13 protein-coding genes are annotated in these 13,975 nt (G+C 64.1%); 11 read left to right on the forward strand and 2 right to left on the reverse strand.

Annotated features, from left to right (window positions below; genetic code table 11):
* Positions 1-2 precede the first annotated feature (2 nt).
* Genes AC1RUR_RS18310 through AC1RUR_RS18320 form a run of 3 tightly spaced genes read left to right on the forward strand, consistent with a single transcriptional unit; the run spans position 3 to position 3,792 of the window.
* Positions 3-956: an ABC transporter permease gene (locus AC1RUR_RS18310; protein ID WP_492846411.1), complete on the forward strand. Its 954-nt coding sequence runs from the start codon at positions 3-5 to the stop codon at positions 954-956.
* Complete coding sequence (locus AC1RUR_RS18315; RefSeq protein ID WP_492846413.1) at positions 956-2,815, forward strand: dipeptide/oligopeptide/nickel ABC transporter permease/ATP-binding protein; 1,860 nt, start codon at positions 956-958, stop codon at positions 2,813-2,815. The genes AC1RUR_RS18310 and AC1RUR_RS18315 overlap by 1 nt, the downstream gene beginning before the upstream one ends.
* The gene (locus AC1RUR_RS18320; protein WP_492846415.1) at positions 2,812-3,792 is read left to right on the forward strand and encodes an ABC transporter ATP-binding protein; all 981 of its coding nucleotides are present in this window, start codon (positions 2,812-2,814) and stop codon (positions 3,790-3,792) included. Before AC1RUR_RS18315 ends, AC1RUR_RS18320 begins: the two co-directional genes overlap by 4 nt.
* Positions 3,793-3,981: 189 nt before the next feature.
* Here the strand turns inward: AC1RUR_RS18320 and leuD are convergent, their stop codons facing one another.
* A complete protein-coding gene (leuD, locus tag AC1RUR_RS18325; protein ID WP_492846417.1) occupies positions 3,982-4,635 on the reverse strand; it encodes a 3-isopropylmalate dehydratase small subunit in 654 nt (217 codons plus the stop codon).
* A gap of 7 nt (positions 4,636-4,642) precedes the next feature.
* Positions 4,643-6,052, reverse strand: a complete 1,410-nt coding sequence (gene leuC / locus AC1RUR_RS18330; protein ID WP_492846419.1) for a 3-isopropylmalate dehydratase large subunit — start codon at positions 6,050-6,052, stop codon at positions 4,643-4,645.
* 152 nt (positions 6,053-6,204) lie between these two features.
* On the opposite strand from leuC, the gene AC1RUR_RS18335 reads away from it, so the two are divergent.
* The 8 genes from AC1RUR_RS18335 (at position 6,205) to AC1RUR_RS18370 (ending at position 13,965) form a co-directional block, all read left to right on the forward strand.
* Positions 6,205-7,002, forward strand: coding sequence for a GntR family transcriptional regulator (locus AC1RUR_RS18335; RefSeq protein WP_492846421.1), 798 nt, complete (start codon positions 6,205-6,207; stop codon positions 7,000-7,002).
* A gap of 42 nt (positions 7,003-7,044) precedes the next feature.
* On the forward strand, positions 7,045-8,271 hold the full coding sequence (locus AC1RUR_RS18340; protein WP_492846422.1) for an ABC transporter substrate-binding protein: 1,227 nt from the start codon (positions 7,045-7,047) through the stop codon (positions 8,269-8,271).
* Positions 8,272-8,370: 99 nt separating this feature from the next.
* Entirely contained in the window at positions 8,371-9,240 is an 870-nt protein-coding gene (locus tag AC1RUR_RS18345; RefSeq protein ID WP_008139183.1) for a branched-chain amino acid ABC transporter permease, read from the forward strand.
* Complete coding sequence (locus AC1RUR_RS18350) at positions 9,237-10,208, forward strand: branched-chain amino acid ABC transporter permease (RefSeq protein ID WP_492846425.1); 972 nt, start codon at positions 9,237-9,239, stop codon at positions 10,206-10,208. Before AC1RUR_RS18345 ends, AC1RUR_RS18350 begins: the two co-directional genes overlap by 4 nt.
* Positions 10,205-10,963, forward strand: coding sequence for an ABC transporter ATP-binding protein (locus AC1RUR_RS18355; RefSeq protein ID WP_492846488.1), 759 nt, complete (start codon positions 10,205-10,207; stop codon positions 10,961-10,963). The genes AC1RUR_RS18350 and AC1RUR_RS18355 overlap by 4 nt, the downstream gene beginning before the upstream one ends.
* Before the next feature lie 4 nt (positions 10,964-10,967).
* Positions 10,968-11,669, forward strand: coding sequence for an ABC transporter ATP-binding protein (locus tag AC1RUR_RS18360; RefSeq protein WP_492846490.1), 702 nt, complete (start codon positions 10,968-10,970; stop codon positions 11,667-11,669).
* 2 nt (positions 11,670-11,671) lie between these two features.
* On the forward strand, positions 11,672-13,051 hold the full coding sequence (locus AC1RUR_RS18365; RefSeq protein WP_492846427.1) for an MmgE/PrpD family protein: 1,380 nt from the start codon (positions 11,672-11,674) through the stop codon (positions 13,049-13,051).
* Between the two features lie 26 nt (positions 13,052-13,077).
* A complete protein-coding gene (locus tag AC1RUR_RS18370; protein WP_492846492.1) occupies positions 13,078-13,965 on the forward strand; it encodes an isocitrate lyase/PEP mutase family protein in 888 nt (295 codons plus the stop codon).
* Positions 13,966-13,975 lie beyond the last annotated feature (10 nt).

A 13,975-nucleotide genomic window follows, 5' to 3' on the forward strand; every position in this document is an offset into this window, starting at 1 on the left:
GGATGCTCCGCTACGCGTTGACGCGAATTGCTGTCGCGCTTGGGCTCATCTGGGCCGTGGCTACGCTTGTCTTCCTGGTCATTCATGTCGTTCCTGGCGATCCGGCCGAATTGCTGCTGGCCCAGGGCGGTGTCGCGCCTGACCCGGCGGCCGTCGCGGAGCTGCACGAGAAACTCGGCCTCGATCGACCTATCCAGGCCCAATATCTTTCCTATGTCGTGGGTTTGCTGAAGGGGGACCTCGGCAGTTCGCTGCTCGACGATCATTCCGTCGCCGAGGAAATCGCATTGCGGCTGCCGCGTACGCTCGAGCTGATTTTCGCGGCCGGGCTGATCGCAACCTTGTTCGGCCTCCCGCTTGGAACGTTCGCGGCCTTGCGCGTGGGCGGCATGGTCGATCGCGCGCTGGGGGGATCCGCCAGCCTCGGCCTTTCGGTGCCGGTGTTCGTGGTCGGAACGGTCGCGGTTCTGGTGTTCGCCCAGAAACTTCACCTTGTCCCCGCCGGTGGCTTCGTGCCGATCTCCCGCGATCCCGGGCAGCACCTGCTGCTACTGCTGATGCCTGCCGGCACGATTGCTGTTGGCCTTGGAGCCGTGGTGTTTCGCATGACGCGCTCGTCGGTGCTCGAGGTGCTCGAACGTGACTATGTGCGTGCGGCCCACGCCAAGGGACTGACCGCAGGCCGTATCGCGCAGCATCATGTCGTGCGCAATGCGCTGATACCTGTTGTGACCGTGCTCGCCCTGCATATGGGCTCGCTGCTTGGCGGAACCGTCCTGATCGAGTTCGTGTTCAATTGGCCGGGTCTGTCCGGGGCCCTCGTGCACGCGGTCGAGCAGCGCGACTACCCCGAGGTGGTCGGTATCGTGCTTGTGATCTCGGTCGCGCTCGTCATCATCAATCTTGTAGTCGATCTGCTCTATGTGGTGATTGACCCGCGGGTCCGGCACGGCTGATGGCTGCGCGGACCACCCATCGGCTTGCTCTCTCGATGGCGATTGTGGTGGGCATCATTGCAGTCGCGCTTGCTGCGCCTCTGTTGCCGCTGCCCGACCCGGTAAAGATGGACGTGCCGGCTCGGCTTGCGCCGCCGTCATGGACTCATTGGCTCGGGCAGGACGAATATGGCCGCGACGTGCTGTCGCGACTGGTGTGGGGCGCACGCGTCTCGCTCGCGGTGGCGTTTCTGTCCGCGATGTCCGCTGGTGTGATCGGCACGACGCTCGGCCTGCTCGGCGGATACGCCCGCGGCCTCGTCGAAATCCTCGCCGTACGCTCGACGGAGGCGATCGTCTGCTTCCCGCCGATCCTGCTGGCTCTTCTGGTCGTGACCCTGATGGGGCCTGGGGCCGCAACCCTGGTGTTCGCGCTCACGATCCTCTACGCGCCCGGCTATACCCGCGTCGCTTTCGCGGCCACGCTGGCGACACGCGGCCTCGACTATGTCACCGCGCAGGAAGCACTCGGCGCAAGACCAGCGCGCATTCTCGCGCGCACCATCCTGCCGAACGTCGCGCCGCCGCTTCTGGTGCAATTCTCTCTGACTGTTGCCGGGGCCATGGTACTGGAGAGCGGACTCTCGTTTCTCGGTCTCGGCGTTGTTCCACCGGCGCCGTCCTGGGGGTTGATGATCCGAGGCGCGCGCTCCACCATGGAGCAGGCGCCCTGGCTTTTGCTGTGGCCATGCCTGGCGCTCACGGGCACCATCCTTGCTTTCAATCTCTTGTGCGACCGCCTGCGCGATGTGCTCGACCCCCGCGCGGGCAGGTCTGGAACACGTTGGCTGGGGAGGGTGGCCGCGCACATCCTGCCGAATACCGGGTCCGCGCTGGCGCCGTCGTCACTTCTGGCAGTCGAGGCGCTTACGATCGAAGTCGATACGCCGGACGGACCTGTTCGCCCGGTTCGCGATGTCTCGCTCTCGCTCGCGGCGGGCGAAACGCTGGCGCTGGTCGGCGAGAGCGGATCGGGCAAGACGTTGAGCGGCCTCGCGCTGCTCGGCCTGCTGCCAGCCTCGATGCGGATCGTCAATGGCCGTGTGCTGTTCGTCGACCGGACCGGTCGGCAGCTCGATCTCGCGCAATTGCCGGAATCCGATATGCGTCGGCTGCGCGGGAACGAGATCGCGATGGTGTTTCAGGATCCGGGCAGCAGCCTCAATCCGGTGCACCGGATTGGCAACCAGGTTGCGGAGGTGATCCGTGCGCACCGCGAAGCCTCGCGTGCTGAGGCGGCGAGAAGCGCGGAGAATCTGTTGAAGGACGTTGGTCTGCCCGACCCGCGCCAGCGCGCGCGCGCCTATCCGCATGAGTTGTCCGGCGGCCAGCGCCAGCGCGCCATGATCGCAACCGCGGTCGCCAACGGGCCACGGTTACTGGTAGCCGACGAGCCGACCACCGCGCTCGACGTGACCATCCAGGCGCAGATTCTCGACCTGCTGGCGGCGCTGAAGTCCAGAACCGGCATGGGCATGATCTTCATCACCCACAATCTTGCGGTCGTTTCCGAGATCGCGGATCGTGTCTGCGTGATGTATGCGGGCGAAATCGTCGAGGAGGGGCCGGTCGTTGAGGTGTTTGCGCAGCCGCGCCACCCCTACACCGCAGCCTTGCTCGCGAGCACGCCGGAGAGCGAGAGCGCACAGCTCAGCACCATTCCCGGCACGGTCCCGCCGCCCCATGCATTGCCGGCCGGCTGCACCTTCGCACCGCGCTGCGGGCGAGCCATGGAGGGCTGTCAGACCGTCAAGCCCGCTTTCGTCGAGGTTGGTCCAGGCCGTGGTTCGCGCTGTCTCAGGTGGCGGGAGATCGCATGATCGCACCGCTCGTCCGGGCCGAGAATGTATCACGCAGCTTTCGTGGCCGCGCGGGTTGGTTGGCGCGGACAGAGGTCAAGGCGGTGCGCGAGGTTGACCTGACGATCCACCGCGGCGAGGCCGTGGGCGTCGTCGGCGAGTCCGGATGCGGTAAATCTACGCTCGGCCGTATGCTGCTGCACCTCCTGCCGCCGAGCAGCGGTCGCATCGTCTTCGACGGACGGCCGCTTCACGATCTGACGCCGACGATGCGCCGTCGCCTGCGCGCCCGCATGCAGATGATCTTCCAGGATCCCTACGGCAGCCTCGATCCCCGGCGCCCGGCCGGCGCCCAGATCGCCGACGGGCTTTTGATCCATGGCCTTGCGGATCGCGGACAAGCGCGGGTACGCGTAAAGGATCTGTTGCAGCGTGTCGGCCTTGACCCCAGTCATGCCGATCGCTTGCCACATGAATTCTCGGGCGGGCAGCGCCAGCGGATCGCGATTGCACGCGCGCTTGCGACCCAACCCGAGTTCATCGTCGCCGACGAGCCGGTCTCCGCGCTCGATGTTTCGGTGCAGGCGCAAATCCTGACGCTGATGGCGGACTTGCGTTCCAGCTTCGGACTCGCGCTGCTGTTCATCAGCCACGACCTGCATGTTGTGCGGCATCTGTGCGAGCGCGTGGTGGTGATGTATCTCGGCCGCATCGTCGAGGAGGGAAAGGCGGCAGACCTGTTCCATGCGCCGGCTCACCCCTATACGCGGGCGCTGATCGCCGCGACGCCGTCGATCCGTTTGCAGAGGCGGTCTCGCGAGATGGCGCTGTCGGGAGAGTTGCCGAGCCCCGCTTCACCGCCGTCAGGTTGCGTGTTCCGCACGCGCTGCCCGCATGCCGTTGCTGGCTGTGCCGAGAGTGTGCCTGTGTTGACGGAAATTGCGCCCGGCCGACGCGTTGCCTGTCTTCGCGGCGACGTGGTGGCCCAGGGTGCGTGAGATGCACGATGTTCTGTGCGGCGAACCGCAGTCGTGCGCGCCGACGCAGCGCTCGCGGATGGCGATAGGTGCGGACCCATTCGATCGCCGTGCTTGCACGGTCGAGCAGCGTGAAAGTAGCTCAGCATCGCGGCGTGTGCACCGAGAGATCGGAGATAATCTCGGTAAAGCCAGCAGGGCGCGAGGCCTCTACCGGTTCTTGCCGCGCTGTGGACGGGTTGGAGGGGACTTTCCGGCAGGCTTCATCCAGGGACGCCGAATTTCGTCCTGTTCGGCGAACCGCGCGATCGTCTCGGCTTCGCTCCGGGTCATGTCGATGTCGTCCCAGCCGTTGAGCAACTGCTTCTTCCAAATCGGGTCGATGGAGAAGGTCACGACGAGATTGCCGACGGTGATGGTTTGCGCGGCAAGATCTATTGTCAAAGGCCGGCGCTCGACCAATTCGTCAGCGCGCAGCAGCCGTTCCGAATCTTCCTCGCTGATCTGAGCCGGGAGAACGCCGTTCTTGACCGCGTTGGAGGCAAAGATATCGCCGAAGCTCGAAGCAATCACGACTCGGATGCCGTAATCGGCGAGTGCGTAAACCGCGGCCTCGCGCGACGATCCGCATCCGAAGTTACGTCCGGCGATGATCATCTCACATCCGGAAATTTTCGGGTCATTCAACGGAAACTGCGGCTTCGAGGCGCCTTCAGCGTCGAACCGGAGGTCGTGCAATAGAAAGTTGCCGTAGCCCTCGGAGCGGGGGCGTCGCATGAAGCGCGCGGGGATCAGCTGATCCGTATCGATGTTGTCGATCGCCAGCTTGCCGGCGAGGGCAGTGATGGTGGTAAACGGACGCATTCGAAATCTACTCCTGGGCCAGGAGGAGGCGGCTATCGATGAGGTGACCGGCGACAGCCGCGGCGGCAACCATGGCTGGTGACATCAGGTGCGTCCGGCTTCCCAGCCCCTGCCGTCCCCTGAAATTTCGATTGGTCGTGGAGGCGCAACGTTCGCCGGATGGGACCGTATCGCCATTCATCCCGACACACATCGAACAGCCCGAGGCGACCCATTCCAGCCCGGCATCCCGAAATATCTGATCGAGGCCCTCTTGTTCCGCTTGTTGCTTTACCGCCAGCGATCCGGGCGATACCAAGCCTGGCACGCGCGAGCGCCGGCCTGCGAGGATTGCAGCAGCAGCGCGCAGGTCTTCAATCCGGCTGTTGGTACAGGAGCCGATGAAAACCCGATCGATCCGGATCTCGCTCAGCGCCTGCCCTGGACGAAGATCCATGTAGCCGATCGCTTCGCGCGCGGCCTCTGCCTTGTGCTCATCGTCCATCTTTGCCGGATCCGGCACCGACCCGTCGATGGCAGCCGCCTGTTCCGGACTGGTCCCCCAGGTTACGACAGGCGCGATGTCTTGCCCATCGAGGACGAATTCCCGATCGAACTCCGCGTCGGCATCGCTTGCCAGCAAGTGCCAGTCGTCGATGGCGCGGTCGAGATCATCACCGCGCGGTGCAAACGGAAGGCCTCGCACATAGTCGAACGTTGTCTGGTCTGGCGCGATCAGACCGAGCCGTCCGCCCGCCTCGATGGAGAGGTTGCACAGCGTCATCCGCCCTTCAATCGACAGCGCTTTGATGGCGCTGCCGGCGTATTCGATGGCGTGGCCTTGGGCGCCGTCGGCGCCGATCCTGGCGATGATCGTCAGGGCGATATCCTTGGCACCGGTTCCTGCAGGCAGTTGACCGTCCACGACGATGCGCATCCGCTTGGGCCGCTTTTGCCACAGCGTTTGTGTCATCAGGACATGTGCGACTTCCGACGCGCCGATGCCGAACGCGTAAGCGCCGAACGCGCCATGGGTTGAGGTATGGCTGTCGCCACAGACGATCGACAGCCCGGGCAGTGTCAGGCCTTGCTCGGGTATCGCGACGTGAACGATGCCCTGGCGCTGGTCGGATTGACCAAACGATAGAATGCCGTGCTCACGGGCGTTGCGGGCCAGTTGTTCGATCATGCCCGCCGCCTCGGTGTTGGCTGTGCTGGAGGCCGGCCGGGTCGGCACATAATGGTCGGCGATTCCGAAGGTCAGGTCGGGCCGTGCAACCGTCGCGCCGCGAGTCCTGAGTTGATCGAAGGCGTGAAACGAGCCCTCATGCACGAGGTGCCGGTCGATGAACAGCAGGGTCTGGCCATCCTCACGTGTTGTGATGGCGTGGGCATTCCAGAGCTTGTCGATGATACTTGCCGGTTGCGTGTCCGTCATGGAGCGTCCGAGTTCGCCGCTAGCCCCCACCGATATTCTGTTTTCCGACCAGATCTGCCGCTTATTTCCGACTTTCCTGCTCGCTCTATGGGCTTGCGGCTCAAGTTGTATCATATACTGTACATTTAAATGTATTAAGCACAAGGTGCCGCATGGCCGGTGTCGAACCGTCAAAGACCAGGCAAGTCTATCTGGTGCTGCGCGACCGGATCGCCGGTGGCCGGCTCGACGCTCAGGGAACGTTGCCGCCCGAGCAGGCGCTGGCGGCCGAATATGGCGTGTCGCGCGTCACCGTCAGGCGCGCACTTGCCGAGCTGGAGCAGGAGGGATTGATCGCTCGCCGCCGCGGCGCGGGTACCTTCGTGCTCGGCGCCGGCGGGGCCAAGCCGATCGTGGCGGATTTTTCCGATGTGCTGGCCAACCTGGTGGCGATGGGCCGTGAAACCGCAGTTCGGTTGCTCGCCTTCGACTATCGCGAGCCGTCGGCGGCGATTGCGTCCAGGCTCAAGCTCAACGCCGGTGAGAAGACCCAGTTCTCGGTGCGGGTCCGCCTGATCGACGGCCAGCCCTTCTCGCATCTGACGACCCACGTTCCCCAGCGCATCGGCGTCACCTACACCGAGGCCGATCTTGCCGCGCGCCCGCTGCTGTCCCTGCTCGAGCGCTCCGGCGTGCAGATCGAGCGCGCGACGCAGGAAGTGACCGCGGTGCTGGCGACGCCCGACGTTGCCGCCGCGCTCGATGTCGAAGTCGGGTCCGCGTTGCTAGGCACAACGCGGACGGTCTTTGCCGCCGACGGCAGCGGTGTCGAGCATCTCAGCGCGCTGTATCGGCCGGATCGCTATGCGCTGCACATGGAAATGGTTCGCACCGAAGCCGCTGGAGTGCGGCGCTGGGCCACCGTACTGGCGCCCGCGGCTGGCGATCGGATCACCAAGAAAGCGTCATGACCTCGGCCCGCACATCGGCCGCAATTGGATGGAGAGAACAGAATGACAAAGACAGGTAGCACCGGTTTGTCGCGCCGCCGCGTTCTCAAGGGCGGTGCGGCTTTGGTCGCCGGAGCCGTGGCGATGCCGGCCTATCTGCGGGCGCAGGGCGCTGCGATCAAGATCGGCATTTTGCAGCCGGTCACCGGGGCGCTGGCCTTTGATGGTGCGCAAGGCCAGATCGGTGCCGTGGCTGCCATCAAGGCGATCAACGACAAGGGCGGCATCAAGTCGCTGGGTGGCGCCAAGCTGGAAATGGTGTTCGGCGACGCGCGCTCGACACCCGAAGGCGGCACCGCGGAAGTCGAGCGCATGGCGGCAGATGGCGTCGTGGCGATCGTCGGCGGCTTCGCCAGTCCGATCTGCCTTGCGGCAACGCAGGCGGCCTCGCGCTATGATCTCGGCTACATCGTCGATGTCGGCGTTTCGGACCAGATCGTCTCGCGCGGCCTGACCAACACGTTTCGCTTCGCGCCCGGCTTCGGCATCGTCACCAAGAGTGCGCTCGACAATTTGGTGACCATCAACGATGCCGCCGGCAAGCCGGCCAAGACCGTGGTGCTGGTGCATGAGGACGGCCTGTTCGGTTCGGGCCTTGCCAAGCTGATGCAGGCCGAATTGCCCAAGCGCGGCTTCGAGATCCTCGATACCATCGCGCATCCGACCCCGGCACGCGACATGTCGAACGTGGCGCTGCAGATCCGTTCCAAGAATCCGGATCTCATCATCCCGTCGAGCTACTATGGCGAGTTCGTGCTGCTGGCGCGCACCATGCAGCAGCAGAAGATCAAGCCGAAGGGGATATTCTGCGTGCTCAACGGTGCTGCCTCCAACTACCGCTTCGTCAAGGAATTTCCGGAAGCGGCACAGAACGTCATGGACTGCAATCATTGGTACGATCCGCGCAACGCGGTGGCGCAGGCGCTTAAGAAAGAGGTGGAGGCGTCAGGCAAATTCTTCACCTACAACGTCGCCCTGAATTATTCGGGCGTCCTGCTGCTTGCCGATGCGATCGAACGCGCCGCGTCCGCGGACCGCAAGGCGATCGTCGCGGCTCTGGCATCCTCGACCTTTGCCGGTCACATCATGCCCTATGGTCCGACGCAATTCGTCGGTGGGCAGAACACAGGTGCTGCGCCCGTCAACACCCAGGTTCAGGACAACGACATCAAGGTCATCTTCCCGTCGAGCTTCGCCGACGCCAAGCCGGTGTTCCCGGTCCCGGCCTGATCATTTCCATCGCGTCGATCGGCAAGCCCGGTCTGCCGGGTTTGGTCGCCAATTCCGTCGCTCGCGCAAACGGCCCGCCGGGCCCAAGGCTCAAGGTCTATGACGTCGCTCGATATACTGGCTGCCGCGGTGCTGAACGGCCTGATGTCCGGGGCGGTCTATGCGTTGATCGCGGTCGGGCTGACGCTGGTTTACGGTGTGTTGCACATCATCAACTTCGCGCATGGCGCCATCCTGAGCGCAGCGATGTTTGCGGCCTATCTGGCGTTCCAGGCCGGGGTCGATCCCTATGTCGCAATGGTTCCGTTGGCGCTGATCTTTTTCGGACTCGGTTATGGTTTGCAGCGCCTGGTGATCGGGCCTGCCAGCCACGGCGATGATCGAAACATCCTGCTCATCACGCTGGGATTGTCGATCGTGATCGAGAACCTGCTGCTCGCGGTCTTCAATTCCGATACCAGGACCGTCGATGTCGCCTATGGGTTTTCCACGCTCGATCTCGGCTTCACGTTCCTCGCCTTGCCGCGTGCGGCGGCCTTCGGCGTCTCCTGCCTCGTCGCCGTGCTGCTATGGATTCTCCTGGCACAGACCGATACCGGCAAGGCGATCCGCGCGGTCGCCAAGGAGAAACTCGGCGCGTCGCTAGCCGGCATCGATGTCGCCCATATTTACGCGGTGACCTTCGGGCTCGGCGCGGCATGTCTTGCCATCGCGGCGTGCCTGCTGCTGCCGACCTATTATGTGCATCCGCGCGTCGGCAATGCCTATGTGCTCGTGGCCTTCACCATCGTGGTGCTCGGCGGCATGGGTTCTATCCCCGGCGCGATCGCAGGCGGGTTGTTCGTCGGTGTTGTCGAGAGCCTTTCCGGCCTGATGTTTGGCGAAAGCCTCGGTCAGCTCGGAATTTTCGTCATCTTCATCCTGGTGCTGCTGATCCGCCCGACCGGACTGTTCGGAGCCAAGGCATGAGCACGGCCCGGGCTTACGGCGCGATCGCGATCACGGCCCTGCTGCTGGCGTTGCTGCCGGTGCTGGTCCAGTCCAATACGGTCATCAATGCGCTGGTCACCGCGATGATCATTGCGCTGGCGGCGCAGGGCTGGAATTTACTGGCGGGTTACGGCGGGCAATTTTCCTTCGGCCATGCCGCGTTCTTCGGCGCCGGCGCCTATGGCAATGCGATCCTGCAAACCCGTTACGGCATCAATGCCTATGCGGCGATGCTGGCGGCGACCGCAATTGGAGCGGCCGTTGGCGCCGTCATCGGCTATTTGAGTTTCCGGTCAGGGCTGCGCGGCTCTTATTTCGCCCTGATCACGCTGGCCTTCGCCGAGGTCTTCCGGATCATCGCCAATGCCGCGCCTTTCACGGGCGGGGCCGCGGGCACCCTGATCAAGTTGCAGGTCTCCGCCGCGAATTTTCAGTTTGCGAGCCGCGCGATCTATTTCTGGATCATCCTCGCAATAGTAACCGCCATCATGTTCCTGATGCGCGGCATCGAGCGGAGCCGCTTCGGCGCCTATCTCGTCGCCGTGCGCGAAAACGAAGATGCCGCCGCGGCGCTTGGCGTTGATACGCTCGATGTCAAACTCAGGGCGATTACGTTGTCCGCAGCGATGACCGCATTGGCGGGCGCATTTTACGTCCAGTATTTTCTGTTCGTGGATTCGTCGATCGCCTTCGGTACCTGGATTTCGGTCGAAGCGCTGTTGGGGCCGATCATCGGTGGATTGGGCACCGTGTTCGGCCCGTTGCTCGGTGCCCTTGCGCTGCACTTCCTCGGCGAATTAGCCAAGGCCGTGGCGGGCCGGGTTCCCGGCATCGATCTGGCGCTGTTCGGTATCCTGCTGGTGCTGATCATCGCCTTTGCGCGCGATGGATTGCAGGGTCTTCTGACCAGGCTGTCTCGGCTTTGGCGCGCGCGGAGGCCGGCATGACGGCTCCCCTTCTCAGCGTCAGCAATGCCAGCAAACGGTTCGGCGGTCTCCGGGCCGTCGACAACGCCAGCCTGACGGTGAAGGCTGGAGGGATTACCGGCCTGATCGGGCCGAATGGCGCCGGCAAGACGACGCTCTTCAGTCTGATTTCCGGATTTGAGCCGCCGACATCCGGCTCGATCGTTTTTGACGAGGCGGAGATATCCAGCCTGCCTCCGCATCGCAGGGCGTCGCTCGGTATCGCCAGGACGTTCCAGATCGTTCAGCCCTTCACCGGCCTTAGTGTCCGCGAGAACATCGCTGTCGGCGCCTATCTGCATTGCCGTCGTCGCGATGAGGCGCTGGACCGTGCCGCTGCGATTGCCGAACGCGTCGGCCTGGCAAGCCGGCTGGATGCGCCAGCGGCCGGGCTTACGGTTTCCGCGCGCAAGCGTCTGGAATTGGCCCGCGCGCTCGCGACCAGGCCGCGTCTCCTGCTGCTCGACGAGGTTCTGGCCGGACTGAACCCGTCTGAAGTGCGCGATATCATTCCGGTCATCAGGGCGCTCGTCGCCGACGGCATCACCATCCTCATGGTCGAGCATGTCATGCAGGCGGTGATGAGCCTGTGCGATCACGTCTATGTTCTGGCCGAAGGGCGAATGATTGCCGAAGGCACCCCGGCCGAAGTGACGCGCGAGCCGAAGGTCATCGAGGCCTATCTCGGGCCGGGCGCTGCGGCGCGGATCGCATCGGGGGCGGCCAGCCATGGCTGAAGCGCTGCTCGAAGTGAAAGACCTTGTGGCCGGCTATGACGGCACTTCCGTGCTGTGCGGCATCAGCCTCGAGGTCGAGGCCGGATCGATCGTCGCGGTGCTCGGCGCCAACGGCGTTGGCAAGACCACCTTGAACAAGGTCCTGTCCGGCATCGTCCGCCCGCAACGCGGTGAGGTGATCTTCGACGGGGAGCGCATCGACCGAAAAAGCCCGGCGGATATCGTCGCGGCAGGCCTCGTCCACGTGCCTGAGGGCCGCAAGCTGTTTCCCGATCTCAGCGTGCGCGAGAACCTGGAGCTTGGCTCCTACCGGCGCGGGAAAGCCGAGCGTGCCCGGACCATGGAGCAGGTGCTGACCGTGTTTCCTCGCCTGAAGCAACGGTTCGCGCAGCGCGCTGGCACGCTCTCCGGCGGCGAACAGCAGATGGTTGCGATCGGCCGGGGCATGATGGGGCAACCAAGGCTTCTCATTCTGGACGAGCCTTCGCTCGGGCTGGCGCCGCGTCTGGTCGAGGAGATGTTTACGCTGATCGGTCGCTTGAATGAAGTCGGACTGACGATCCTTCTCGTCGAGCAAAACGTCATGCAGTCTCTGGAAGTCGCCGATGCCGCCCACGTGATGGAGCACGGCTGCCTGGTGCTTTCCGGGACCGGAGCCGAACTGGCCGGAAACAGTGAATTGGCCAAGACCTATTTGGGAATGTGACGATGCTGCAAAATGCTTCCTTCCAAACCACGAGGCCGCAATGGCTGCACCGATGGGCCGACTTTGCTGTAACGGCGACGGCGGAGCAGCTTCCCCGGGATGTCGTGGCGCGCACCAAGCAAGTGCTGTTTGACTGCATCGGGGCGATCGTCGCGGGTGCGCAGGAACCGGAGATGCAACGCCTCACGGCACGTCTCTGCCGTACGTCCGCTGACGATGCTGCTCCGGTCATCGGCGCCGGCCGTCGTGCTACGGCCGGTCTCTCGGCATTCCTGAACGGCACCGCCGGCACCATGCTGGAGATCGACGAAGGCAATCAGTTCGCGCGCGGCCATCCCGGGATCCATGTCGTGCCGGCCGTCCTGGCAGCTGCCGAAGAGCTTGGCAGCCGCGGTTCGGATGTGTTGCTGGCCATTGCACTCGGCTACGAAATCGGTTCGCGCATCGGCATTGCATCAAAGCTGCGCGTGACGATGCACCCGCATGGCACCTGGGGCACGGTGGGTGCTGCGGTGGCCGTTGCCAAACTGCACAGCGCGACCCGCGAACAGATGGCGGAAGTCATCAATGTCTCATCGACACTCGGGCTGGCGACAAGCCGTCGGACCATGCTGGAAGGCGGCACCGTGCGCAACAGCTTCGCCGGCTTCTCGAACGAAATCGGCCTGCGCGCATGGGAGATGGTGGATGCCGGATTTATCGGCGAGGCGGATGGCATCGGCACGATCTACGGCACCGTCATCGCCGATCAGTTCCAGCCTGAGGAGATGATTGCCGATCTCGGCTCGCGGTGGGAGATCGCGCGCAACTATTTCAAGCGCCACGCCGCCTGCCGTTATAACCACGGCGCGCTCGACGCGCTGCAAAGTCTGATCGCGGAGGCCGGCGGCCACCTGAAGCCGGATGATATCGCCCAAATCGATGTCGATACCTACATCTGGGCAGCGCAGCTCGATGCTCAGCAGCCCCGCAACATGCTGGCGGCCAAGTTCTCGCTGCCGTTTTCGCTGGCGACGACGATTGTCAATGGCGCGGCCTCGATCGCTGCCTTTCGCGACGATGCGCGGCGCGATGCCGTGACGCTCGCTTTGGCGGGGCGTGTTGCGGTGCGTGAGGACAAGGCGCTCACCCAGATGCTGCCGGGTCTTCGACCGGCGCGCGTGCAAATTACGCTGGTCGATGGCCGCATTCTTCGTGCCGAAGCTTACACCAACAAGGGCGATACCGAAGACCCCTACAGCGCGGAGGAAGTCCAGGACAAGTTCCGCGAGGTCGCAGGATCGGTCTGGAGCAGCGCGCATTGTTCATCGATTCTTAAAGCGGTCGAGGATCTGGACCGTGCGCCTGACCTTGCCGCTCTATCGCGTCTGCTTGCCGCGTGATCGGGGAGGGCTTGATGTCTGATCAAATGTCTCTCAAGACCATGCTGCGCGGGCCGGACATCGTGCTGGCATCCGGTGTTTACGATGCCTTGACCGCTTCGCTGGCAACCGATGCGGGGTTTCGTGCGCTTTATCTGTCCGGCGCAAGCATCGCCTACACCCGGCTCGGGCGCCCCGATATCGGGCTCGTGACCATGTCGGAGGTGGTCGAGACGCTGAGCCTGATCCGCGATCGCGTCGCCACGCCTTTGATCGTCGACGCCGACACCGGCTATGGCAATGCACTCAACGTCCAGCGCACCATGCGCTTGTTCGAGCGCGCCGGGGCCTCCGCGATCCAGCTCGAGGACCAGACCTTTCCAAAGCGCTGCGGTCATCTGCAGGACAAGAGTCTCATTCCGACGACGGAGATGGTCGGCAAGATCAGGGCGGCGACCGACGCGCGCCTCAGCAACGAAACCCTGGTGATCGCGCGAACCGACGCAGTGGCGGTCGAAGGCTTTGAGCAGGCCGTCGAACGCGCCGGGCGGTATGCGGAAGCCGGCGCGGACGTGCTGTTCGTCGAAGCGCCGCGCAACGAAGCGCAGCTTCTGGCCATCTCACAGAGACTCGGCGACCGGCTGCCCTTGATGGCGAACATGGTCGAGGGCGGCCAGACACCCATCCTCGGCAAGGACAAGCTGCTGGCGCTGGGCTTTTCGCTGGTGATCTTTCCAGGCGGCATCGTTCGTGCGGTCGCCAAGGCGGCCAAAGCGTTTTACGAGACGCTGGCGCGCGATGGCACCACCGAAGCCTTTCGCAATGACATGTTCGATTTCGACGCACTGAACGCGATCATCGGCACGCCGCAGATGCTGGAGCTTGGGCAGAGCTACGAATTCCCGGCGAACGGACCCGGCGACAAAACCGGATGAGGGCGGCACA

It is taken from the genome of Bradyrhizobium sp. GW821-FHT12B03 (genome assembly GCF_058807535.1).

Excerpts from the sequence above, each read along its gene's own strand:
- AC1RUR_RS18310 (WP_492846411.1), top strand. The coding sequence starts at position 3 with ATGCTCCGCTACGCGTTGACGCGAATTGCTGTCGCGCTTGGGCTCATC.
- AC1RUR_RS18315 (WP_492846413.1), top strand. The coding sequence starts at position 956 with ATGGCTGCGCGGACCACCCATCGGCTTGCTCTCTCGATGGCGATTGTG.
- AC1RUR_RS18320 (WP_492846415.1), top strand. The coding sequence starts at position 2,812 with ATGATCGCACCGCTCGTCCGGGCCGAGAATGTATCACGCAGCTTTCGT.
- leuD (WP_492846417.1), bottom strand. The coding sequence starts at position 4,635 with ATGCGTCCGTTTACCACCATCACTGCCCTCGCCGGCAAGCTGGCGATC.
- leuC (WP_492846419.1), bottom strand. The coding sequence starts at position 6,052 with ATGACGGACACGCAACCGGCAAGTATCATCGACAAGCTCTGGAATGCC.
- AC1RUR_RS18335 (WP_492846421.1), top strand. The coding sequence starts at position 6,205 with ATGGCCGGTGTCGAACCGTCAAAGACCAGGCAAGTCTATCTGGTGCTG.
- AC1RUR_RS18340 (WP_492846422.1), top strand. The coding sequence starts at position 7,045 with ATGACAAAGACAGGTAGCACCGGTTTGTCGCGCCGCCGCGTTCTCAAG.
- AC1RUR_RS18345 (WP_008139183.1), top strand. The coding sequence starts at position 8,371 with ATGACGTCGCTCGATATACTGGCTGCCGCGGTGCTGAACGGCCTGATG.
- AC1RUR_RS18350 (WP_492846425.1), top strand. The coding sequence starts at position 9,237 with ATGAGCACGGCCCGGGCTTACGGCGCGATCGCGATCACGGCCCTGCTG.
- AC1RUR_RS18355 (WP_492846488.1), top strand. The coding sequence starts at position 10,205 with ATGACGGCTCCCCTTCTCAGCGTCAGCAATGCCAGCAAACGGTTCGGC.
- AC1RUR_RS18365 (WP_492846427.1), top strand. The coding sequence starts at position 11,672 with ATGCTGCAAAATGCTTCCTTCCAAACCACGAGGCCGCAATGGCTGCAC.
- AC1RUR_RS18370 (WP_492846492.1), top strand. The coding sequence starts at position 13,078 with ATGTCTCTCAAGACCATGCTGCGCGGGCCGGACATCGTGCTGGCATCC.